This is a genomic window from Nocardia sp. NPDC005746, from assembly GCF_040630785.1.
Classification (GTDB): domain Bacteria; phylum Actinomycetota; class Actinomycetes; order Mycobacteriales; family Mycobacteriaceae; genus Nocardia.
Genome location: NZ_JBEXYE010000003.1, coordinates 120,740 through 143,608, shown reverse-complemented (window position 1 = coordinate 143,608; position 22,869 = coordinate 120,740). Strand labels below are relative to the sequence as shown.

Annotated in this window: 18 protein-coding genes and 1 riboswitch; of the genes, 12 read left to right on the top strand and 6 right to left on the bottom strand. The window is 68.6% G+C overall.

All coding sequences use genetic code 11. The annotated features are described in order from the left end of the window. Positions 1-3,276, bottom strand: a complete 3,276-nt coding sequence (locus ABZ412_RS07290) for a BTAD domain-containing putative transcriptional regulator (RefSeq protein WP_357277461.1) — start codon at positions 3,274-3,276, stop codon at positions 1-3. A 101-nt stretch (positions 3,277-3,377) separates the two neighbouring features. On the opposite strand from ABZ412_RS07290, the gene ABZ412_RS07285 reads away from it, so the two are divergent. The 3 genes from ABZ412_RS07285 to ABZ412_RS07275 all read left to right on the top strand — a co-directional run bounded on the left by ABZ412_RS07285 (position 3,378) and on the right by ABZ412_RS07275 (position 6,174). Next, the gene (locus tag ABZ412_RS07285) at positions 3,378-4,052 is read left to right on the top strand and encodes a hemerythrin domain-containing protein (RefSeq protein WP_357277459.1); all 675 of its coding nucleotides are present in this window, start codon (positions 3,378-3,380) and stop codon (positions 4,050-4,052) included. A 92-nt stretch (positions 4,053-4,144) separates the two neighbouring features. After that, on the top strand, positions 4,145-5,371 hold the full coding sequence (locus ABZ412_RS07280; protein WP_357277456.1) for a cytochrome P450: 1,227 nt from the start codon (positions 4,145-4,147) through the stop codon (positions 5,369-5,371). A 74-nt stretch (positions 5,372-5,445) separates the two neighbouring features. Next, positions 5,446-6,174, top strand: a complete 729-nt coding sequence (locus tag ABZ412_RS07275; protein ID WP_357277454.1) for a TetR/AcrR family transcriptional regulator — start codon at positions 5,446-5,448, stop codon at positions 6,172-6,174. A gap of 69 nt (positions 6,175-6,243) precedes the next feature. On the opposite strand, the gene ABZ412_RS07270 is transcribed toward ABZ412_RS07275, so the two are convergent. The 3 genes from ABZ412_RS07270 to ABZ412_RS07260 form a co-directional block, all read right to left on the bottom strand. Then, the gene (locus ABZ412_RS07270) at positions 6,244-7,050 is read right to left on the bottom strand and encodes a tyrosine-protein phosphatase (RefSeq protein ID WP_357277452.1); all 807 of its coding nucleotides are present in this window, start codon (positions 7,048-7,050) and stop codon (positions 6,244-6,246) included. A 136-nt stretch (positions 7,051-7,186) separates the two neighbouring features. Further along, positions 7,187-9,454, bottom strand: a complete 2,268-nt coding sequence (locus ABZ412_RS07265; RefSeq protein ID WP_357277449.1) for an MMPL family transporter — start codon at positions 9,452-9,454, stop codon at positions 7,187-7,189. A gap of 115 nt (positions 9,455-9,569) precedes the next feature. After that, positions 9,570-10,961, bottom strand: coding sequence for a threonine/serine exporter family protein (locus tag ABZ412_RS07260; protein WP_357278135.1), 1,392 nt, complete (start codon positions 10,959-10,961; stop codon positions 9,570-9,572). Between the two features lie 137 nt (positions 10,962-11,098). On the opposite strand from ABZ412_RS07260, the gene ABZ412_RS07255 reads away from it, so the two are divergent. From ABZ412_RS07255 to ABZ412_RS07245, 3 genes are all read left to right on the top strand, one after another. Beyond that, on the top strand, positions 11,099-13,006 hold the full coding sequence (locus ABZ412_RS07255) for an acyl-CoA dehydrogenase (RefSeq protein ID WP_357277447.1): 1,908 nt from the start codon (positions 11,099-11,101) through the stop codon (positions 13,004-13,006). 135 nt (positions 13,007-13,141) lie between these two features. Further along, on the top strand, positions 13,142-15,292 hold the full coding sequence (locus ABZ412_RS07250) for an MMPL family transporter (protein WP_357277444.1): 2,151 nt from the start codon (positions 13,142-13,144) through the stop codon (positions 15,290-15,292). 22 nt (positions 15,293-15,314) lie between these two features. Continuing rightward, positions 15,315-15,989 (top strand): phosphatase PAP2 family protein, encoded by a 675-nt coding sequence (locus tag ABZ412_RS07245; protein ID WP_357277442.1) that lies wholly within the window; start codon positions 15,315-15,317, stop codon positions 15,987-15,989. Here the strand turns inward: ABZ412_RS07245 and ABZ412_RS07240 are convergent. Both ABZ412_RS07240 and ABZ412_RS07235 read right to left on the bottom strand, forming a co-directional pair. Further along, positions 15,958-16,851: a nuclease-related domain-containing protein gene (locus ABZ412_RS07240; RefSeq protein ID WP_357277439.1), complete on the bottom strand. Its 894-nt coding sequence runs from the start codon at positions 16,849-16,851 to the stop codon at positions 15,958-15,960. The two genes, ABZ412_RS07245 and ABZ412_RS07240, sit on opposite strands and share 32 nt — an antisense overlap. An 83-nt stretch (positions 16,852-16,934) precedes the next feature. Beyond that, positions 16,935-18,620: a GMC family oxidoreductase gene (locus tag ABZ412_RS07235; protein ID WP_357277437.1), complete on the bottom strand. Its 1,686-nt coding sequence runs from the start codon at positions 18,618-18,620 to the stop codon at positions 16,935-16,937. Positions 18,621-18,751: 131 nt separating this feature from the next. Here ABZ412_RS07235 and ABZ412_RS07230 point away from each other — a divergent pair, with 131 nt between their 5' ends. The 6 genes from ABZ412_RS07230 to ABZ412_RS07205 all read left to right on the top strand — a co-directional run bounded on the left by ABZ412_RS07230 (position 18,752) and on the right by ABZ412_RS07205 (position 22,628). Then, complete coding sequence (locus ABZ412_RS07230; protein ID WP_357277434.1) at positions 18,752-19,369, top strand: CDP-alcohol phosphatidyltransferase family protein; 618 nt, start codon at positions 18,752-18,754, stop codon at positions 19,367-19,369. A gap of 57 nt (positions 19,370-19,426) precedes the next feature. Then, a complete protein-coding gene (gene gcvH / locus ABZ412_RS07225) occupies positions 19,427-19,831 on the top strand; it encodes a glycine cleavage system protein GcvH (RefSeq protein WP_357278132.1) in 405 nt (134 codons plus the stop codon). A 186-nt stretch (positions 19,832-20,017) separates the two neighbouring features. Beyond that, positions 20,018-20,485, top strand: coding sequence for a glycogen accumulation regulator GarA (gene garA / locus ABZ412_RS07220; protein WP_213555026.1), 468 nt, complete (start codon positions 20,018-20,020; stop codon positions 20,483-20,485). Positions 20,486-20,529: 44 nt separating this feature from the next. After that, positions 20,530-21,315 carry a MerR family transcriptional regulator gene (locus ABZ412_RS07215; RefSeq protein ID WP_357277432.1) on the top strand — a complete coding sequence of 262 codons (786 nt, stop codon included), beginning with the start codon at positions 20,530-20,532 and terminating at the stop codon, positions 21,313-21,315. 67 nt (positions 21,316-21,382) lie between these two features. Continuing rightward, on the top strand, positions 21,383-21,856 hold the full coding sequence (locus ABZ412_RS07210) for a bifunctional nuclease family protein (RefSeq protein ID WP_040807814.1): 474 nt from the start codon (positions 21,383-21,385) through the stop codon (positions 21,854-21,856). Positions 21,857-22,088: 232 nt separating this feature from the next. Then, entirely contained in the window at positions 22,089-22,628 is a 540-nt protein-coding gene (locus ABZ412_RS07205; protein ID WP_357277429.1) for a MerR family transcriptional regulator, read from the top strand. 51 nt (positions 22,629-22,679) lie between these two features. Beyond that, positions 22,680-22,775, top strand: a riboswitch (glycine riboswitch). Positions 22,776-22,869 lie beyond the last annotated feature (94 nt).

Below are 22,869 nucleotides of genomic sequence, written 5' to 3'. Positions count from 1 at the left end.
TCAGTGGCCGAGGCGCGCCCGGGCGGCGGTCATCCACCCGGGGTTTCCGCACGCCTGCGCGATGGCGAGGGCGTCGCGGTGGTGCTCGGCGGCCAGAGCGGCCTCACCGCGCCGCGCCGCCAGATCGCCGAGCACGGTATCGACGGGACCGACGACATACGCGCCGGTGTCGGCGCCGCCCAGACGACCCCGGTAGACCAGCAGATCGGTGTAGGTCGCCGCCGCCACCCGGGGCGTGCCCAATTCCGCGACCACCATGCCGCGCAGGGTGAGGAAGAACGAGCGGAACCGGTCGTGCCGGATCGGTTGCGCTCGGCGCCAGGCCGATTCGGCGGCCGCACGATCGCCGGCGGCCAGCAGGACCAGCACGTGGAAGTCGACGACGGCGTCCAGCGACACCGCGTCGGCCTGCTCGATGAAGGTCGTGAACACCGGCGCCAGCTCGGCCAGCCGCCCGCGGCCCAGATGGACCGTGAAAATGGCCATCAGCACGATGCCGTCAGCATTGAGAATGCCCGCGCCGGTGAGCAATTCACCGGCGCGGAAATACTGGCGCTCGGCGTCGTCCGGGTCACCGGCGGCCAGCGCCAACAGCCCGCGAGCCATCGTGTTGGCCAGCTGAGCCTGCCGCCATTGATAGCGGTCGGCCGTCACCGTGGTCGCCTCGAGATGCTCGCGGGCCGCGGCCAGATCTCCGACGGAGGCGGCGGCTTGCAGCGCGATGGTGTGGCCCAGCAGCTGATACGTGTGATCGCTGGTGCGCTGCCCGATCTCGATCAGCTCGGCGCCCAGCCCGCCACGATCCGGGGTGTCGTACAACGAGGCCCGAGCCTGGAGCACCGGTGCGAGCAGGGTGTCGTCGCCCAGCTCACGGGCGATCGCCTCGGCTTCGGCCGCCGCCGGGCTCGCCTGTTCGCCTGCCTCGCCGCCGATCTCGTCGACCAGCGCCACCAGCAATCGGCAGCGGTCGGCCGGGGACAGGCCGGGCAAGCGCAGCGCGTTCTCCAGCCGGGCGACGATCGGGTGCTCGACCACGCCGTACTGCCGGTTCATCCACGGCGTCGGCGCGTCCCAGGCGGTGAAGGCCCGCACCACCAGGTCCGGGCGATCGGCATCCTCGGCCAGGCGCACCGCGTGGTCACGGGCGGCGCGCGCGGCGAGCGCGGACCCCGCGGAGAGGTGATCGTGACCGGCTCTGCCCAGCAAGGCGATTCGCTCGTCGACGGTCTCGTCGCGGGGGAGTCGCTCCAGCGCGGCGACCGCGCGCTCGTAACCGGTCGCGGCGACGTCGTAGGCGAAACGCCGCTCGGCTCGCTCGGCGGCGGCCACCGCGTAGCGGGCGGCTCGCCGCGCCGTCTCCGGGGTCACCGATTCGCCGAAGTGGTGGGCCAGGGCGGTCAGATCGTCCGGGGCGATCTCCTCGAGGGCGGCCCCGATCCGGCGATGCCAGCGGTCGCGGCGCACCCGTGACAGATCCCCGAGCAGGGTGTCGCGGACCAGGACGTGGGTGAAACGGGCGCGGCCACTGGCGGGTTCGTCGAGCAGACCGGCCACGCTGCCCGCCTCGACGGCGTTGAGCACGTCCTCCTCACCGACCTCCGCGGCCCGCAGCAGCACCGCGAGATCGAACTCCCGGCCGATCACCGCGGCCAGGCGCAGCAGCGCCACGTCGGTCTCCGGCAGGCGGGACAGTCTGCGGCGCAGCACATCTCGCACGCCCTCGGGGACCTCGGACGCGGCGACCAGCTCGCCTTCGCTGCGCAGCAGGCGTGCCGTCTCGGTGAGATAGAACGGGTTGCCGCCGGTGCGTTCGTGCAGCGTCGCCAGCACCGAGTCCGCCGGGGCGCTGCCGGTCAGCGCGGTGACGAGCCGGGCGCTGTCCTCGATGTCGAGGCCGCGCAACTGGATTCGCGCACGGATCGTGGTCGCGACACCGGCCAGGGCCTGCGTCAGCGCGGGTGGCGCCTCGTCGGGCCGGTAGCCGATCACGACGAACACCGGCGCGTGGGTGGCCGCCGCGGCGAGCAGGGCCGCGGTCTCGGCATCACAGCGATGGACGTCGTCGAAGAGAATCGCCAGCGGTCCCCCGGCCGCGACGGTGGTCAGGTAGTCGCACACCGCACGGTGCAAGAGGAACCGGCCGTGCGCGCGGTCGGCCTCGGGTGCGCCCGCGGCGTCGGTGAGCAGGGGAGCGAGAGCGGGCGTGAGCCCGGCGGGGTCGTGCTCGGCGGCCAGAGCGCGCAGGATCTCGACCCACGGCCACGCCGAAGGCGCGGCCTCGTCCTCGGGGCAATGACCCAGCACCACGCGATAGCCCCCGCCGCGGAGGTCCTCGCGCAGGCGGCGCAGCAGCGAGGACTTGCCACTGCCCGCCTCACCCACCACGGTCGCCGTCCGCGGACCGGGAGACGCGGCGGCCGCGTGCAGTGTCGCGAGTTCGGTTGCCCGACCGAGGAACTCGGGGGCGACCGGACCCGGAACCGGATCGCGTGGCGGCGCGGGGACGGCGATCGTCTGCTCCTGCACGGGGATTCGCTGGGCGAGGATGTCGGCTTCGAGCCGGGTCAGGGCCGGTCCCGGATCGATGCCCAATTCCTCGGCGAGCACCTCGCGCGCCTGCCGCAGCGCCGCGAGCGCGTCGGCTTGGCGGCCCGCGCGATACCGCGCCAGCGCGGTGAGCCGCCACGCCTCCTCCCGCAACGGATGCTCCCGGCACAGCACCTCGGCCTCGGCCGCCGCCAGCGCGGGTTCATCCTGTTCGAGCAGTGCCACGGCGAGCTGTTCCCGCGCGCTCAACCGCAGCTCCTCGAGTCGCACGGCCTCCGCGCTCGCCCAGGATTCCTGCGCGAACGCCCCGTACGCCGGACCCTGCCACGCGGCCAGCGCCCGCTCGAGCGCGCGTCGGCGTTCGCGCGGATCGTCCAGTCGCGCAGCCGCGTCCAGGTCGGCGCCGAACGCCCAGGCGTCCACCTCGGCGGTGTCGAGTCGCAGCGCGTACCCGGGAGCGCGGCTGATCAGCACCGTCGCCGGTGTCCGCGGTGCGCGATCCGGTTCCAGCAGTCGGCGCAGGTTGGAGACGTACGCCTGGAGTGAGCCCAGCGCCCGGGGCGGCGGCTCGCCGCGCCACAGGTCATCGATCAACCGATCGACCGGCACCACGTCGCCCCCGGCGACCAGCAGTCGCGCCAGCACCCCGCGTTGCCGCGGCCCGCCGAGATCGAGTTCCCCGCGCTCGCCGGTCGCGGTCAGTGCACCGAGTACCCGAATCCGAACCATGATCGCGTAAGTCTAGGACGGCCGCCCCTAGTACGCCTCGAGTCGATTCCAAGCGCGCCGAAGCATTCTCGGCGCAGTCACCGACCTCGACAGGAGCAGCCATGAGCATCGACATCGCGCAGGCCCGGCCCGACACCTACGACATGGTGGTCGTGCACAATGCCTTTCGCCGCCACTTCCGCGCCCTGCCCGCCCTGGCGGCCGGCGTCGCCCCGGGCGATATCGAGCGCGCCCGCGTCCTGGCCGACTTCCTGGCCGAACTCGGCACCGGGCTGCACAGTCATCACACCGGCGAGGACGAACTGATGTGGCCGCTGCTGCTCGAACGCGCCCCGATGGCCGCCGCCCTCATCCTGCGCCTCGAGGAACAGCACGAACGCATCGCCGAACTCTCGACCCGCGCGCAGCGCGACGCCGCCGAGTTCGCCACGGCCGCCGAGCCCGCCGTACGAGACCGGTTCGCCGCTACCGCCGCCGCGCTCGCGGCCGCGTTGGACGAGCACCTCGCCGAGGAGGAGACTCACATCCTGTCGGTCGTCGAGCAGGTCATGACCGTGCCGGAGTGGCGGGCGCTCGGCGAACGCGGGCGCGCGCACATGCCCAAGGATCGCCAGCTGGTCTTTCTCGGCTTCCTCCTGCACGCCGCCTCGGCGCCCGATCGGCGCAAGGTTCTCGCGGAGCTCCCGCGCACCGCGCGCCTGGCATGGCGGCTGCTCGGCCGCCGCACGTTCGACCGGGAATATCGCCAGGTCTACGGCACCGAACCGAACTGGTGACAGATCAAATGAACGCTATTTAGTAATACGTGTTCACAAACCGGCCTGTGGTGTGGTTCACTCGACGTCGAACGTGTTCCAAAGGAGGTTCCGTGTCCGCGCCGTCCATTCCCAACGGTTTCGACTTCACCAACCCCGACCTGCTGGCCGAGCGCCTGCCGGTCGAGGAGTTCGCAGCTCTTCGCAAGCAAGCCGCTCCGTTCTGGGTGCCGCAGGCCGATGGCCTGACCGGCTTCGACGACGGCGGCTACTGGGCCATCTCCCAGATGGATGACATCAAGGAGATCTCCAAGAACCCCGAGCAGTTCTCCTCCGAGGAGAACACCGCGGTCATCCGCTTCTACGGCGACATCGCCCGCGAAGAGATCGAGGTGCAGCGCTACCTGCTGCTGAACATGGATCCGCCCAAGCACACCAAGCTGCGCCGCATCATCTCCAAGGGCTTCACCCCGCGCGCGGTCGAGTCGCTGCGCAACGCCCTGCGCGAGCGCGCCGAGCGAATCGTGCACGAGGCCAAGAAGAACGGCTCCGGCAACTTCGTCGAGCAGGTCGCCTGCGAGCTGCCGCTGCAGGCCATCGCCGAGCTCATCGGCATCCCGCAGGAAGACCGTCGCAAGATCTTCGACTGGTCGAACCAGATGATCGGCTACGAGGACCCCGAGTTCAACGGTGACCACAAGGTCGCCACCGCCGAGGTCATGGGCTACACCTACAACCTCGCCGAGCAGAAGCGCGGCTGCCCGGTGGACGACATCGCCTCCACCCTGCTGCAGGCCGACCTCGAGGGCGAGTCGATGGCCTCCGACGAGTTCGCCTGGTTCATGATCCTGCTGTCGGTGGCCGGCAACGAGACCACCCGCAACGCCACCACGCACGGCATGAAGGCGTTCGTGGACAACCCGGATCAGTGGGAGATCTACAAGGAGCAGCGTCCGCGCACCGCTCCCGACGAGATCGTCCGCTGGGCCACCCCGGTCATCGCCTTCCAGCGCACCGCGACCGAGGATCTGGAGCTGTCGGGCGCCTCGATCAAGAAGGGGCAGCGCATCGGAATGTTCTACAGCGCGGCCAACTTCGACGAGAAGCACTTCGAGGACCCGTACAAGTTCAACGTGCTGCGCAACCCGAACCCGCACGTCGGCTTCGGCGGCACCGGCACCCACTACTGCGTGGGCGCCAACCTGGCCCGCCTGCAGCTGGATCTGATCTTCAACGCGATCGCCGACGTGATGCCGAACATCCACCAGATCTCCGAGCCGGTCCGCCTGCGCTCCAGCTGGCTCAACGGCATCAAGAGCTGGGAAGTCGCCTACGAGTGAGCGATCAGGCCCCGGACGCGGTAACTTTTGATACCCCATCCGGGGCCCTGTTCGTTTCTACATTGGAGTCAACCATGAGTGAACCTCGCCGACGCGGACGAGCGCCGGCGGTCAGCGACGCCGATATCCGCCGCGTCGCGCGGTCACTACTGGTCGACCACGGCCCGGACGCGATCACGCTCCGGGCCATCGCCCGTGAATTGGGCATCACCGCCCCCGCGCTGTACCGCTATTACGAATCGCGCGACGACCTGGTCGCCGCCGTCCGCACCGACGTCTGCCTCGACCTGGCCACGGATCTCGAGGCGTCGGTGGAGGGCCTGCCCGACGATGCCGGGGTCCGCTTCTTCGCGATCTGCCGCGGCTTCCGCCGCTGGGCGCTGAACCACTCACGCGAATTCACCCTGGTCTTCGCCTCCCCGGTCGCCGCCGGAATCACCAGCGCCATGCAGCAATTCGGCGAACCGGTCGGCCGCATCTTCCTCGGGGCCGCGGGCCGTCTGCTCACCGACTACCAGGTCGTGACCACTCCCACCGAGCTGATCCCGCCGGAACTGCGCGACGACCTGATCACCTTCCAGACGGAACTGCTTCGCGTGCTGGCGGATTCGGGCCAGAAGTTCCCCGCCGAGAAACTCGACCTCGGCGTCAGCTACGTCATGATCCAGTTCTGGGCCCGCCTCTACGGTCACGTCACCCTCGAGGTCTTCGGCAACTACCCGATCCAGATCTCGCACCCCGACGTGCTCTTCGACTCCACCCTGGCCGATATCGGCCGCGGCATCGGCCTCGTCGCGCGCTGACCCGGTGTCGCGAACCGCGGTGGCCCGCAACCGATCCGGTGACGGGCCACCGGGGCAATCGCGACTCGATCAGGCCAGCATCTTGGCCTTCAGCGCGGCGATGTCGGCCGCGGTCAGCCCGAGGCCGTTGCTCACGTAGTTGGCGAAGCTGCCGTAGGACTTGTTCGCCTGGGCGAAGGCCGAGTCGAGCTCGGCGGCGGTCACGCCGTTGTTCACGTCGCCGGGGGCGGCGTCGCGGTAGTAGCTCGACAGCATGAAGTCGTAGTACACGGTGTCCTTGTCGACACCCAGCAGGGTCAGCAACACCGCGCCCGCCCAGCCGGTGCGGTCCTTGCCCGCGGTGCAGTGGAACAAGACCCCGCCGTTGTTGTACGCGATATCGCGGAGGACGTCGGCGAAGCCCGCGTTCGCGCCCGGCGAGGTGATGAACTGCGGGTACGCGTTCGCGGCCGACGACGCCGTGCTCAGCCCCGCCAGCGGCGAGGCCCCGCCCATGATGTCGTCGTGGTGTTCGGCCGCCCCGGCGGGGACCTTGTCCGCGCCGTTGAGCAGCTGTTCGTAGTTGGTGCGCAGATCGTGCACCGAGACCACATTGTGCGCGGCCAGCGCGGCCACATCGGCGGTGGTCGCCGAACCCAGTGCGGCGGTGCGGAACACCAGATCGGTGCGGACGGTGTGACCGTCCGCAGTCCGATAACCGCCCACGTCGCGGGCATTCTGCACACCGGAGAGGTTCAACGAGCGCGCGGCCGGATCGAGCAGCACATTGGCGGTCGCCACCGGCGGATCGACCGCGAGTGCCAGACCCGGCGAGACCCCGAAGGTCAAGGCGGCGGCCAAAATCGCGGTCGCACCGAGCGTGCGAGGTCGAATCATGAGGTATTCCCTTCGATAGAACGTCCCGGCACCCGCCGGTGCGTACAACACCGGGCCAGGACAGCCGGGAGCCTAGCTGACACGATGTCTATCGAATGGATACTTTGTTAGCGAATATCGGGTGTGGCTGAAAAGGTCAGACGCTGAGGCGCGAACCTCCTGCCGCGCCGACCATTTCGGCCACCGGGGGCTCGGCGGGGGTCGGTTCGTCCTCCAGGATCGGTTCGCTCAAGCCGATGCGCTGCTGGATGCGCTTCATCCAGGCCGGCGCCCACCAGCAGCGGTCGCCGAGCAGTTTCATGACCGCCGGGACCAGCATCATGCGCAGCACGGTGGCGTCGATGACGAGGGCCGCGATCATGCCGTAGGCGATGTACTGCATGAGGACCAGGTCGGAGAAGGCGAACGCGCCGGTGACGACCAACAGGATCAGCGCCGCCGCGGTGATGATGCGGCCGGTGTGGGCGGTGCCGGAGCGGATCGCCTCCTCGGTGCTCGCGCCGCGGGCGCGGGCCTCGACCATCCGCGACAGGAGGAAGACCTCATAGTCGGTGGAGAGGCCGTAGATGATGGCGATGATGAGGAACAGGATGTTCGCCTGAATCGGCTGCGGCGTGAAGTTGAGCAGCGTCGCGCCGTGGCCCTCGGTGAAGATCCAGGTGAGGATGCCGAGAGTCGAGCCCAGGCCCAGCACGCTCATCAGGGCGGCCTTGAGGGGCAGCACCAGGGAGCCGAAGGTCAGGAACATCAGGATCGTGGTCGCGGCCAGGACCAGGGCGATCATCAGCGGGAGACGGTCGAGCAGCGCGGCGATGGTGTCGTGCTGGACCGTGGGGACGCCGGTCACCATGAGGGTGGTGCCGTCGGCGGTCTCCAGATTGCGCAGGAAGTCGATCGTCTTGTCGTACTTGCTGGAATCGACCAGATACGCCTGGGTCTTGTAGATCGTCGGATCGGTCTGGGACCGGGTCGGGATCTCGAAACCCGAGGGCAGCAGGCCGGGAGCGAAGCTCGCGCGCTCCACCAGCGGACCCACCTCGGTGCTGTCACCGGTGACGATGATCAGTTCGATCGGGTCGGATTTGCGCAGCGGGAAATAGGTGTCGATCTCGTGCTGGGCCACCCGCACCGCATTGTCCGGCGGCAGATACTTCTCGCTGAAACCGCCGAACGCGATATTGCGCACCGGCAGGATGAGCACCAGCAGGCCGAGGATCAGCAGTGCGGTGATCTTGCGCGGATGCCGCATCACCCAGGCGGTGCAACGGCCCCAGAAGCTCTGCTCCACATCGCGGGCCGCGTCGGCGCGCCGGAATCGCTCGATCCCCAGGGCGTTCACCCGCGGGCCCAGGATCGCCAGCATCGCGGGCAGAATCGTGACGGCCGTGAACGCGGCCAGGCTGACCGTGGCGATCGCGCCGTAGGCGATGGACTTCAGGAAGCCCTGCGGGAACAACAGCATCCCGGCCAGACTCGCGACGATCATGGTCGCCGAGAACACCACCGTGCGGCCCGCCGTCGTCACCGAACGCCGCACCGCGGTCGGGGTGTCGTACCCGGCGGCCACTTCCTCCCGGAAACGGCTCACGATGAACAACGCGTAGTCGATGGCCAGGCCCAGCCCGATCATCGAAACGACCGGAGCGACGAACGAATTCACCTCGGCGACATTGGTGATCCCTCGCACGATGCCGTTCGCGCCCAGAATCGTCAGCACACCGATCATGAGCGGCAGCGCCGCCGCGACCACGCCGCCGAAGATGAAGAACAGCAGGATCGCGACGGCCGGGATCGCCAGCAATTCCATGCGATGGGTGTCGGCCGAGATGGTGTCGGTCAGCGCCGTCCCGATGGGTTGCAGCCCACCGACCTTCACATCGATGCCCGGCACCGCGAACGCGTTCTTCACCTGCACGTAGTGCGCCGACAGCACGTCACCGGTCTCACCCTTGAGGGCGATGGAGGCGACCGCGCGCGTCTTGTCCTTGGTGGCGAGGCCCGACTGCGAGCCCAGGGTCGTGGTCACCCCGGGCCAGTAGGTGGCGTTGACCGCCTGCACGGCGTCGGGGAACCGCGTGGTGAGGGAGTTGAGACTGTCCACCACCGGCTGATTCACGGTGGGGTCGTCGACGGTCGTCCCGTCCGGAAAGTGATAGATGATGACCATGTCCGCGGCGTGATTCGGCCCGAACGCGCCCGCGGCCAGCTCCGCGGCCTGCACCGACTCCGAATTCGGGTCGTCCAGACCACCCGCGCTGAGGCGACCCTCGAACCCCAGCGAGTACGCGCCGAGGGCCAGGAGGGCGGCCGCGACCGCAGCCAAAACGAGAAAGCGATAGCGGGCGACGAGTTGTCCCCATAGCGCGAAGACATCGCGTTCGCGCGGGCGGCGGCTCGTGGTCATACTGCACGGTAACAGGCATGATCAGAATTAATTAAAAGCCTTGTCTGGCAATACAATTAGAATTACGAGAAACGTGATTTCATGATAGATGAAAGGTATTTATCGAGGTCGCGAATCAACCGGCCGCGAGCCGGGGGCGGCGCAACGAGCCCATGCGGCGGATGATGCGCGGACGCCGCAGGTCACGGGCCATCCATTCACCCAGGGTGACGCCCGCGGCCAGCGCCAGACCGACCGCGAACGCGCTGAACAATTGGTTCAGCCCGATCAGCAGTTCGTCATTGAGCAGCGCGTACAGCCCGCGATAGACCTTCAGACCCGGCAGCAGGGGAGTGATGCCCGCGACCGCCACCACCAGCGGGGGCGTCAGCGCGCGCCGGGCGAGCAGGCCACCGGCCAGACCCACCACGGTGGCGGCCACGCCCGAGGAGACGACCGGCCCGAATCCGAAATGCTGGGCCAGCAGATAGACCACGGTGGCAGCGCCACCGCTGAACGCGGCCGCCGCCAGCGCCCGCTGCTCGGCGTAACAGGCCAGCGCGAACGCCCCGGACGTCACCGCACCCGCGAACAGCTTGAGCGGCAGATTGGTCAGATCGCGGGTCGAGACCATCTCGACCGTCGGCACCGTCGCCTCGAACACCTCCGCCACCCGCAGCGTGAGCGCGATCCCGGCGATGATCCCGACGGTCATCATGATCACTTCCAACATGCGCGCCGACGCTGTCACCGGCGCCCCGGTGATCGCGTCCTCCACCGCGCCCACCAGTTGTAAACCGGCCAGCAACACCGCGATTCCGGCCGCGATGATCAGCGCCGGATCCAGTCGCAGCCCGGCCGCGAAGGTGGACACCAAGACCGCGGGCGCCGCGGCGATGACGCCGCCCATCATGTGCTGGAAGAAGAACGGCAGCCCGCGCCGGTTCAACAGCCGGTTGGTGCGGTCGATGAGCATGGTGGTCACGAAACTCAGCAGCCCGATCAGCCAGCCGCCGTTGAGCAACAGCGCCACGGCCGCGGCCATCAGCGCCCAGCCCAGCGTCGCCGACCAGCGCGGGTACGGATGCGGCGCGGAGGTGATCTCGTCGAGGGCGGAGAGCGCGTCCTGCGGCGGCACCAGTTCGCTGCGGATGCGCCGGGTCAGCCGGTCCACCGCGGCGAGCCGGGTGAAGTCCAGCGACCGGTAGTGCACGACCCGCATGGTGGTGGCGGGCGGCAGCCGGGTGCCGCGGTCGGCGGAGATACGGATCGAGTTGTAGGTGACGTCGATATCACAGTGGGACAGACCGTAGGTGGCGGCGATGAACTCGATCTGGGTGGTGGTGTCCATCACCGCCGTGCCCGATGCCAGCACGACTTCCCCGACCCGCTCGGCCAGATCCAGCACCTCGGTCACGGTCGCGTCGTCGGTGAGATCGATCGGCTGGACCGGGGCGGGCGCCTCCACGACGGTGTCCACGGTGGCGCGCTGATCAGCGACGACGTGATCGGAGACGGTGGTGAGCAGGCGGCGCCACCACCGGGTGCGCGGCCCCGCGGGCAGACCCGGCGACTCGACGGCCACCTCGTTGCTCACAGTAAGAAACGTACACGGGCGATCGAGATCACCAGGATGAGCACAGCCGTGGCAGTAGTGTTTTGGCTATGGCGACGAGCGGCGTTTCGATCTCCGAAGAGCTACGCACGGCACTCGACGGCCCCTGGCGGGAGGTTCGTCAACGGGCCCGCGCAGTCCTCCACGACGACCGCCTCTTCGGCGATCCGAGCCTCGATCTGAAAGCAGCGCGGGCTCGCGTGCTGGACCAGATGGGGCTGGTCTCCTCCTTCGGCTGGGTCGAACCCGGCTTCCGCCACCCCGACGGCACCCCCGGTGACGCGGGCGCGGTCGTCACCGCGCTCGAGATGCTCGCCTACACCGACCTGTCGCTGTGGGTGAAAAGCGGTGTGCAGTGGGGACTTTTCGGCGGCGCGGTCGAGAACCTGGGCACCGAGCGGCACCGCGAGTACCTCGACGAGCTGATCCCGCTGCGCCTGCTCGGCTGCTTCGCCATGACCGAGACCGGCCACGGCAGCGATGTCGCCAACCTGGAGACCACCGCCACCTATGACCCGGCCACCCGGGAGTTCGTGGTGCACAGCCCGACTCCCTCGGCCCGCAAGGACTACATCGGCGGCGCGGCCGAACACGCCCGCATGGCAGCGGTTTTCGCCCAGCTGATCACGGGCGGGCAGAGCCAGGGCGTGCACTGCTTCCTGGTCCCCATCCGCGACGAGGCGGGCGGTGACCTGCCCGGCGTGACCACCTCCGACTGCGGCTACAAGGGCGGCCTGCCGGGTGTCGACAATGGCCGAATCCTGTTCGACCAGGTCCGGATTCCGCGCGAGAACCTGCTCAACCGGTATGCCGACGTGGCCGAGGACGGCACCTACAGCTCCGAGATCGAGAATCCCAGCCGCCGCTTCTTCACCACCCTGGGCACCCTGGTGCGCGGGCGGGTCAGCGTCGGCGGCGCGGCGGCCGCCGCGGCCCGGGTCGCGCTGAGCATCGCGGTCCGCTACGGCGAGCAGCGGCGGCAGTTCGCCGACCCCGACACCGGGGAGGAGACGGTGCTGATGGACTACCGCAGCCATCAGCGCCGCCTGCTGCCGCTGGTAGCCCGCTCCTACGCACTGGCTTTCGCGCAGAACGACCTCGTGTACCGCATGCACCTGGTGCAGACCGGGCAGGAGACCGACCCGCGCGCGCGGCGCGCGCTGGAGAACCGGGCCGCCGGCCTCAAGGTGGCGCAGACCCGTTTCGCCACCGCCGCCATCCAGGAATGCCGCGAAGCCTGCGGCGGCGCGGGCTATCTCACCGAGAATCGCCTGGTCACCCTCAAGGCCGACACCGATGTGTTCGTCACCTTCGAAGGCGACAACACGGTCTTGACCCAACTGGTCGCCAAGGACCTGCTGACCGCGTACGCCGACGAGGTCCGCGACCTCGACGCGCTCGGCTGGGTGAAGTTCGCCGCCACCATGGCCCGCGACGTGGTGCGTGAGCGATCCGGTGTGCGGCAGATGATTCAGCGCCTGCGCGACCGCGGCGACGACACCGTCGACGAGGGCGACCTGTCGCGGCGCTCGATCCAGTTGCAGCTGTTCGCCGATCGCGAGGACTACCTGGTCCGCACGGCCGGACACCGGCTGCGCGCCCGCGCGAAGGAGACCGGGCCGTTCGAGGCCTTCAACAACGCGCAGGACCACATCCTGGCCGCGGGGTCGGCGCACATCGAGCGCTTGGTGCTGGAGGCCTTCATCGACGGTATCGCCGGTATCGAGGATCCGGAGGCGCGGGCGCTGGCCGACACGGTCTGCGATCTGTTCGTGTATTCGACCATCGAACAGCATCAGGCCTGGTACATCATGCACCGGTTCATGTCGGTGGAGCGGGCCAAGTCGGTGCGGCGCGGGGTGAACGAACTCGTGGACCGGCTCCGGCCGCAGGCGCTCACCCTGATCGAGGGCCTGGGCGTCCCGGAAGGCCTGCTGCGCGCCGCCATGCTCGGCTGAATCCTCTCACCGCACCGACCCTCACACTGTCGTCATTTTCAGGATTTGATCGGAACCGTCCACCCGAATCGCAACGCTGCGAGGGGAAATCGTGATCCTGGGATATCCACGGCCGCACGCCGAGCGGGCCACACGATGATCGACACATTGATCGCACCGGCACTGCGCACGCCGAAATTGGTGCTGGCCCTGGTCGCCATCGCGTTCGTGCTGTGCGGGGCGCTCGGCACACAGGCCGGCGCACGACTGTCCAACGGCGGCTTCGTCTCCACCCACTCCGAGTCCGAGCAGGTGGCCGGGGTACTGGAACGCGACTACGGCAGGTCCGGTATGCAGCTGGTGCTCACCGTCGAATCACCCCGCGGCGCACAGGATCCTGCGGCCGCGGCCCTCGGCGAGAACATCGCGCAACGGCTCCGGGGCGACTCGCGCGTCTCCGCGGCCGTCTCGCCCTGGACCGATCCGACGCTGACCAAGACGCTGCTCAGCAGAGACGGCACGATCGGGCTGATCGTGGCCACTGTGCGCGGCGACGAGAACACCGCGCCCGGCACGGCCCGCGACCTGGCCGACGAATTCACCGGCGCCCACGGCGACATCACCGTCCAGGCCGGGGGACAGGCCATGATCTGGAACGAGACGAGCGAGCAGACCCAGAAGGACCTGGGCCTGGCCGAGGCCATCGCGCTGCCGCTGACCTTCCTGCTGCTGGTGTGGTACCTCAGAAGCCTGGTGGCCGCGGCCATTCCGTTCGCCACCGGCGTGGTCGCCATCGCCGGGGCCAGCGCGGTGCTGTACCTGCTGACCTTCGTGATCGAGCTGTCGGTGTTCGCGCTCAACATCATCACCGCCCTCGGACTGGCGCTGGCCGTGGACTACTCGCTGCTGATCATCGGACGCTATCGGGAGGAGATCGCCGCCGGCCGCGACCGCACCACGGCGCTCACCGTCGCCATGCGCCGCGGCGGCCGCGCGGTCGCCTTCTCCGGGCTCACCGTGGGCATCGCCCTGGTCGGAATGGTGTTCTTCCCCATGGGCTTCCTGCGGTCGATGGCCGCGGCCGGGCTGGCGGTGGTGGCGCTGTCCATCGTGCTCGCGCTGACCCTGGTACCCGCCCTGCTGATGGTGCTCGGCGACCGCATCAACCGGAAACCGTTGCGCGAGGCCGCACCCGTCGAGGACAGCGTGCTGTACCGGGTGGCGCGGGGCGTGCAGCGCTGCCCCGCCCTGTGCGCGCTGCCGGTGCTCGCGCTGCTGCTGATCCTGGGCGCGCCGATCGCGGATCTGAAACTCGGGTTGCCCGACGACCGCGTGCTGCCCGCGACGCTGTCATCGCACCGGGTCGGTGATCTGCTGCGAAATCGGTTCGACGACAACGCGACCGGCGCGGTGCACATCATCGTGCGCGCGCCGGGCAACGCTGTGAGCGCCTACGCGTCGGCGTTGTCGCGGGTGCCCGGCGTGGAAGCCGTCATCGCCCCGTCCGGCACCTACGCCCACGAGCGGATGATCGCCCCCGGCGACGCCGCCGCGACCGGACCGGACTCCGTCCACCTCACCGTCGCCACCCGCCTGGACCCGTACTCCGACCGCGCCCAGCGCCAGCTCGACGCCTTGCGCGCGATCGACGCCCCCGGGCCAGCGCTGTTCGGCGGCGCGGCCCAGCAGACCGCGGACGCGGCCCACGGTGTCGCGCAAGGCGTCCCGAAGGCGCTGGCCTGGATCGGCATCGTCACCTTCGTGCTGCTGCTGTTGCTCACCGGCAGCGTGGTGCTGCCGCTGAAAGCCCTCGTCCTCAATGTGCTCTCGCTCTCGGCGACCTTCGGCGCGCTGGTCTGGATCTTCCAGGACGGCCATCTGGGCGGGCTCGGCACCGAGGCCGTCGGATCCACCATCGCCACCATGCCGGTGCTGTTGTTCTGCGTGGCCTTCGGACTGTCCATGGACTACGAGGTCTTCCTGCTGGCCCGCTTCACCGAGGAGTGGCGCCGTTCGGCGAAGACCCGCGCGGACAACGACACCGCGGTCGCGCTGGGCATCGCCCGCTCCGGCCGCATCGTGACCGCGGCGGCCCTGCTCATGGCCGTGGTCTTCGCGGGGATCGCCGCCAGCCAGGTCACCATGAACCGGATGCTGGGCGTGGGACTGGCGCTGGCGGTACTGCTGGACGCCACCCTGGTGCGCATGGTGCTGGTCCCGGCGTTCATGCGGGTCATGGGCACCGCGAACTGGTGGGCCCCGCCCCGGTCGCGGCCGCTGCTGGAACGGGCCGCGCTGCGCGACTGAGCGCGGCCGCTATCGTGCAGACGTGAGCAGACCGATCACCCCCGTCCCCGAGCTCCCGGCGGCCCGGCCCCACCCGGCCACTCTGCCCGCCGTGATCCTGGCGGGGGTGATCGTCACCGTGCTGGTGCCGTTGACCTTTCCGTCCGGTGGCGGCTCGACGAGCGCGGACCTGGCCCTGGAGAACGGCATCCACTCGGCGCTCGACGCCCACACCTGGGTGTACCGAGTGCTGGTGTTCCCCAGCAACAGTCCCGTCGTGCTGACCCTGCTGGCCCTGTCCGCCGCGTTGCTGGCCTACCGGCGGTTGTGGTGGCAGGCGGGTTTCGCGCTGATCGCCCCGGAACTGGTGGTGGCGGTCAATACCTATGCGCTCAAACCGTTCTGGGAACGCAAGCTCGAGCACTATCTGGCCTACCCGAGTGGGCACACCGTGCAGTTGGTCGCCGTGGTGACCGCGTTCGCGCTCGTGACCGAATCCGCGCGGGTGCGCCGGGGCACGGTGATCGTCATGGTGGTGGTGCTGCCCGCCGTCATGATCGGCATGGTCGGTCTCGGATACCACCATCCGACCGATGTGGTCGGCGGCACCGCGGCCGCCGTGGCGCTCGTGGCCGCCCTCTACCTGCCGTGCCGCTACCTCGCGGCAACCACGGCGGGGCGGGTGGCTAATACAGCGACGCCGCCCCCGCCAGAATGAACCACACCACCCACAGGGCCGCGATGATGAAGCCCAGGGTGAGCATCACCCGCATGACCCCGCGCCCCACCTCGATCCGGTCGCTGCGGCGCGGATAGAGCTTCCACGGGCTGAACCACGGCGAGGGCATGACGAAACCCCGGCCCGCCGAGGCGTGCTCCTGCTCCAAGCGGGCCTGCTCCAAGGCGTACGCCTCGGCCTGCGCCTGCTGGGGGCCACCGTGCCACAGGGTCGGATCCACCGGGCCCAGGAAGCCCTCGTTCAGCAGATCCTGCGGTGCGGGCAGGTACGGCAGGATCCCCAGGCCGCGGAAAGCCCACGCCACGTCATTGGCCGACCACTGCGGGCGCCCCCGCGACAGCAGACCGGTGAAATGGTCGCGCAGCCGCCGCTCGTCGCCCAGCAGCACCTGGAAACTCGGATCGTTCCACAGCTGGGTGACCTTCAGATTCGACCCCGGCGGCGGCACCACCAGCACGATGCCGTGGATGACCCGCTGCCCGAGTCCCCGCTCGGCCAGCCAGGTCTGCAACGCGAAGGTGTGATCGCGGGACTTGTCCAGGGGGCTGCGCTTGTCGCTGCCCTCGAAGGTCACGATCCGGTCCCCGACCCGCCACGGGCCGTTGACCGGCACCTGCAGCTCGCCGTCGAGACGCTCGGCCAGCGCCTCGGCCTCGATCACCACGCAGCTGGTCGGCGTCCACACCACCGCGTCGAAGGGATGCAGCTTGTCGCCGTGGAACAGAGTGCAATTGACGGTCGCGACACCCTGGGGGTCGGTGCTGCCCTTCCAGGTTCGCAGCCAGTCGATCAGCACTCTCTCGGCGTGCGTGCCGGCGGCGTTCTGCACTCGGACGAGCATCGGCTCTCACCTTCCTCGTCGGATCGGTACCGCGAATGGTACGGGCACAACAGCCCAAACTACCGCCGGGCGCGCCGCCGCGCTCAGTTCCGGTGGTCCGCCGGGAAAATCGGCAGCCGCAGTGCGCCCGGAGCGAACTCCGGCACCGCCGCCGACTTCGGTGCGACCGGGCTGATCCGACGGTACGCGGCGCCCAGCGGCGGCCGCGGATCGACCTCGTTTCGGTTGGGCCAGAACGCCATTGCGCGCTCGGCCTGCGCGGTGATGGTCAGCGACGGGTTCACGCCCAGGTTCGCCGTCACCGCCGAACCGTCGGCCACGTGCAGACCCGGATGGCCGTACACGCGCTGATACGGGTCCACCACACCGCTTTCCGGCCCCTCGCCGATGACACAGCCGCCGATGTAGTGCGCGGTGGCGGGGATGTTGAACACGTCCATCGCCAGCATCTGCACATCGCCGTCGACGCGCTCGCCGAAGCGGCGGCCGACCTCATGGGCCAGTGGGATCCAGGTCGGATTCGGCTTGCCCATACCCTGTTTCGTCTTCAGCTGCCCCCAGCGGCGGAACGAGGTCAGCGAATTGTCCAGCGACTGCATCACCAGCAGGATGACCGAGCGCTCCGAGGCCCGCCGTGCGTTGAGGCTGCGCGCGAACACCACCGGATGCAGCACCATGGCCAGCAGGAAGCGCAGGAACCGGAACGCGCCGCCGTCGACGATCGGCACCGACAGCGGGAACAGGCCGTTCTGTCCCTTGCCGTAGTGACAGACCTCGACGTGGGTGTCGGGCTCGGGGTGGATGGAGGAGGTGATCGCGATGCCCTCGGCGAAATCGTCGCGGGACTTGCTCACCACATTGAGAATCGCCTCGGAGTTGGAACGGGTCAGCTCACCCAGCCGCGGCGAGAGGTTCGGCAGCACGCCCTCGTCACGCATCTTGTGCAGCAGCTTCTGGGTGCCCAGCGCGGCCGCCGCGAACACCACCTGCTCGGCGGTGAACACCTTGCGGCCCTTGCGGACCCAGCGGTCCGACCGCTGCGTCTCGATGGCGTAGCCGCCGCCGGTCATGGGCCGCACCTTGGTGGCCGTGGTGAGTTCGAACACGTGCGCACCGGCCTGCTCGGCCAGGTAGAGGTAGTTCTTGGGGGTGGTGTTCTTGGCGTTGTGCGGGCAGCCGGTGAAGCAGCGCGCGCAGTGGATGCAGCCGTTGCGCCGCGGGCCCGCGCCGCCGAAGTAGGGGTCCTCGACCTCCTCGCCGGGGGCGGACTCGTTGAAGAACACGCCGACCCGGGTGGGGTGGAAGGTCTCGCTCACGCCCAGATCGGCTGCCACCGAACGGATCACGTCGTCCGCCGGGGTCATGCGCGGGTTCTCGGTCACGCCGAGCATGCGCTCGGCCTGGTCGTAGTAGGGCGCGAGCTCGGAGCGCCAGTCGGTGATGTGGGCCCACTGGCGGTCGGTGTAGAAGGCCGGGAGCGGCTCGTAGAGGGTATTGCCGTAGATCAGCGACCCGCCGCCCACGCCCGCCGCCGAGAACACCGCGCACTTGCCCAGCACGCTGATCCGCTGGGTGCCGGTCAGGCCCAGGCGCGGGGCCCAGATCGCCTTGCGCACATTCCAGTTCGTCTTGGGGATGTCTTCGGCGTTCCAGCGGCGGCCGGACTCCAGCACCGCCACCCGGTAGCCCTTCTCGCTCAGGCGCAGCGCGCTCACGCTCCCCCCGAACCCGGAGCCGATCACGACGACGTCATAGTCGAAGTCGGGCATGGTCATTCCTCTCGCGGTCCCAACCAGATGTGAGAAGGATTGCACACAACTCTCTCACGGAGTAGGTCCGCGCCCGGCGCGGCGGCGTGCCCGGATGGTGATGGCGCGCCGATTGGGGTAGGACGGGGACTGTGACAACCGAGCGGAACACCGAACCGGTGTACAGCGACCGCATCCTGACCGTGCCCAATGTGCTCAGCTTGGTGCGGCTGATCGGCGTGCCGGTGTTCCTGTGGCTGCTGCTGGTCGAGAAGGCCGACGGCTGGGCCTTCGCGCTGCTGGTCGCCAGCGGTTTCACCGACTTCCTCGACGGCAAGCTGGCCCGGCTGTTGGATCAGTCGTCCAGATTGGGCGCGATCCTGGATCCGCTGGTCGACCGGCTGTACCTGCTGGCGACGCTGGGCGGCTTCCTGATTCGCGGCATCCTGCCCTGGTGGGTGGTGCTGATCCTGGTCGCCCGCGACGGCATCCTGACCCTCACCCTGGGCATCTACAAGCGCCGCGACCTGCCCCCGCCCGAGGTCATCTACCTGGGCAAGGCCGCCACCTTCGCGCTCATGTCGGCGCTGCCCTGGCTGCTGGCCGGGCAGATGGACTGGGCCGCCGCGGGTTTCGGCCGCGCCTTCGGTGGGGCATTCTTGATCTGGGGCACGGCGGTCTACGTCTGGACCGGAATCCTGTACCTCGGCAAAGCCCTCGCCGTGGCCCGAGCGATACCGCCCGTGCCACACCATGATCACTCCCGATAGGGTGTGCGACGGACGGATCGACGACGATCCCGAGAGGAACCGCCCGTTGAAAGGACACTGCCAGTGACCGCAGTACCCGAGGATTTGCGCTACTCCGAGGAGCACGAGTGGGTGAGCAAGGTGGGTCCGACCCGGGTGCGGGTGGGCATCACCGACTACGCGCAGTCGCAGTTGGGTGACGTCGTGTTCGTGCAGCTGCCCGCGGTGGACTCCGAGGCACCGGCCGGTGAGAGCATCGCCGAGATCGAATCCACCAAGAGCGTGTCCGACATCTACGCCCCGCTGGCCGGGAAAGTCGTTGCGGTGAACGATCTTCTGGATGCCGAGCCCGAGACCGTCAACTCCGACGCCTACGGCGACGGGTGGCTGTTCGAGCTCGAGGTCGACTCCGCCGAGGCGCTCGAAGCCGGCCTGGGCAAGCTGCTCGATGCCGCAGGTTATCAAGGAGTTATCGGAGGCTGAAGCAGCCTTCACAGTTCTACCTGCACGGGTACGCCCTGGCAGGGTACGGTCAATGCCAACAGAAGTGCGCGCAGCCGGTGCCCGGAATTTCCGGAACCCACCCGAAGCGGGGAGCGGCCGGAGCGCCGCATCGCTGAGGGCATCAATTGCTTGCATGGATTATTCGGTTCGAGGAGGAGAGCAAGGGTGAGCGAGAACAAGGACCCGGGTTACCAGGAAACGGCAGCAGAGACCACTTCGGTGTTCCGTGCCGACTTCCTGAACGAGGTCGACACGTCGCGCACCGAGCAGACCGGCGAGCAGCCGGTGCAGGGGGTGGAGGGTCTGCCCGCGGGCGCGGCCCTGCTGGTGGTCAAGCGTGGTCCGAACGCCGGTTCGCGCTTCCTGCTCGACCAGCCGACCACCTCGGCGGGACGCCATCCCGACAGTGACATCTTCCTGGACGATGTCACGGTCAGCCGTCGCCACGCGGAATTCCGCCAGGACGACGACACCTTCCAGGTCGTCGACGTGGGCAGCCTCAACGGCACCTATGTCAACCGTGAGCCGGTGGACTCCTCGGAGCTGCAGAACGGCGACGAGGTCCAGATCGGCAAGTTCCGTCTGGTCTTCCTGACTGGTCCGCGACCGGCGACGAGCGACTCGGCGCTATAGGGCCGAGCGGAATGACTGGCGCAGCGCAGTGGATGCGCGGAGGCATGTCGATCGGCTCCGTGCTGGATCTCCTGCGTCCGGATTTTCCGGACATCACCATCTCCAAGATCCGATTCCTGGAATCGGAGGGCCTGATCAGCCCGGAGCGCACGCCCTCGGGATACCGCCGCTTCCATGTGGCGGATGTCGAGCGCCTGCGCTTCGTGCTGACCGCGCAGCGGGACCAGTACCTGCCGTTGAAGGTGATCAAGGAACAGCTCGAAGCGATCGACAGTGGGGCGGCGACGCTCGGAGTCCGGGAAGCACGGGCCCGGGCGAACGCCGTGGGAGGCATCGTGCCCGAATCCCGAGGTATTCCGGAAACCCCGGATGCCTTGTCCGCCAACGGGGGCGGCCGGCTACGCCGGTTGAACGCCGTGCCCGGTGAGGTGTCGGCCGAGGAACTCCGGTTCGACCACGAAATCCGGATCACTCGGGCGGATCTGCTCGATCAGGCCGGCATCGACGAGAAGTTCCTCACCGAACTGATCCGGGCCAATCTGATCACCCCCGGCGGGGCCGGGTACTTCGACGGCGATGCCGTCACTCTCGCTCGCACCGCCAAGGCGCTGAGCGAATTCGGTTTGGAGGCAAGGCATCTGCGTGCCTTCAAGCTGGCCGCGGATCGTGAGGCCGCCATGGTGGCCCAGATCGCCGCGCCGATCGCCAAGAGCCGCGACGCCGATGCCCGCGCTCGCGCCGAGGAGACGGTCCGGGAATTGGCCGCACTGTCGCTGACGCTGCACACCTGCCTCGTGAAGACCTCGGTGCGCGCTTCCCTCGGAGGCTGAAATCTTCGCCTAGACTCGGTAATACAGCCGGGTTGGGCGGCCTGGTGAGGATCTGGGAGGCAGTGCGATGAGCGAAATGCGTGTGATCGGCATCCGTGTCGAACAGCCACAGAATCAGCCCGTGCTGCTACTGCGTGAGGTGTCCGGGGACCGGTACCTACCGATCTGGATCGGGCAGGCCGAGGCCACCGCGATCGTGCTGGAACAGGAGGGCGTCACGCCCATCCGCCCGCTCACCCACGACCTGATCAAGATCCTGATCAAGGAGCTGGGTCACACCCTCAAAGAGGTGCGGATCGTGGATCTGCAGGAGGGCACCTTCTACGCCGACCTGGTCTTCGAGAACGATCTGCGCATCTCGGCGCGGCCCTCGGACTCGGTCGCCATCGCGTTGCGGGTGGGCTGCCCGATCTATGCCGAGGAGCCGGTGCTCGAGGAGGCCGGGCTGGTCATGCCCGACGAGCGCGAGGACGAAGTCGAGAAGTTCAAGGAGTTTCTCGAATCGGTATCTCCGGATGATTTCAAGGCCACGGACAGCTGACCAACTGCTGACCGGGCAAAGCATCCGAAATGAGACATTTCCTAGTCTCTACCTCAGCTTTAGGGTGAGAAACACGCACTCGGCCATGCTTTTACGGTGCCGATTTTGCGGCCACAATCAGGGGAGTAGCCTCGATTGTCAGTCCAACGCTCCAGAGTCGATCAAGAGCCCAGCCCTGATAGGCGCGCAGTAAGGGAGTAAGTCAGTGGGAGATCAACCGCAACCTCGGGATGTGGTGCAGCCAGGGCTGTTCCCCGATGACACGGTGCCCGACGAACTCGTCGGTTACCGCGTGCCCAGCGCGTGCCAGGTGGCCGGAATCACTTACCGGCAGCTCGACTACTGGGCCCGCACCGGACTGGTCGTCCCCTCCATCCGCAGCGCCACCGGATCCGGCAGCCAGCGGCTGTACTCGTTCAAGGACATCCTGGTCCTCAAGATCGTCAAGCGGCTGCTCGACGCGGGCATCTCACTACAGAACATCCGCATCGCCGTGGACCACCTGCGCAGTCGCGGTGTCGAGGATCTCGCCGGAATCACCCTGTTCAGCGACGGGACCACGGTCTACGAATGCTCCTCCGCCGAAGAGGTGGTCGATTTACTGCAGGGTGGCCAGGGCGTGTTCGGCATCGCAGTGAGCGGCGCCATGCGCGAGCTCACCGGCGCCATCGCCAACTTCCCGGCCGAGCGCGCGGAGACCGCGTCCACCACGGATCGCCCCGAGGACGAGCTCTCGTACCGGCGCAAGGCGCGGATGAGCAAGACCGGTTAGTCCGGTCGGCAACATTCTTGTAACCTGCGGCCGCTTAGACTGACAGTGCGTCGCAGCCGTGCGGGAGAGTTCCGGGGATAGTCTCGGACGCCGAAGGAGCAGCACCTCCCCGTCAATCTCTCAGGCACAAGGGACCGTGCGGAGTTTCGACGCCTCTGGAAAGTGATGGCCGCGTGCCGTCCGCCCATGGTGAAAGGTCACCGGTCGCCAGACCGGGGTCCGAATCTCTCAGGCATCGAGG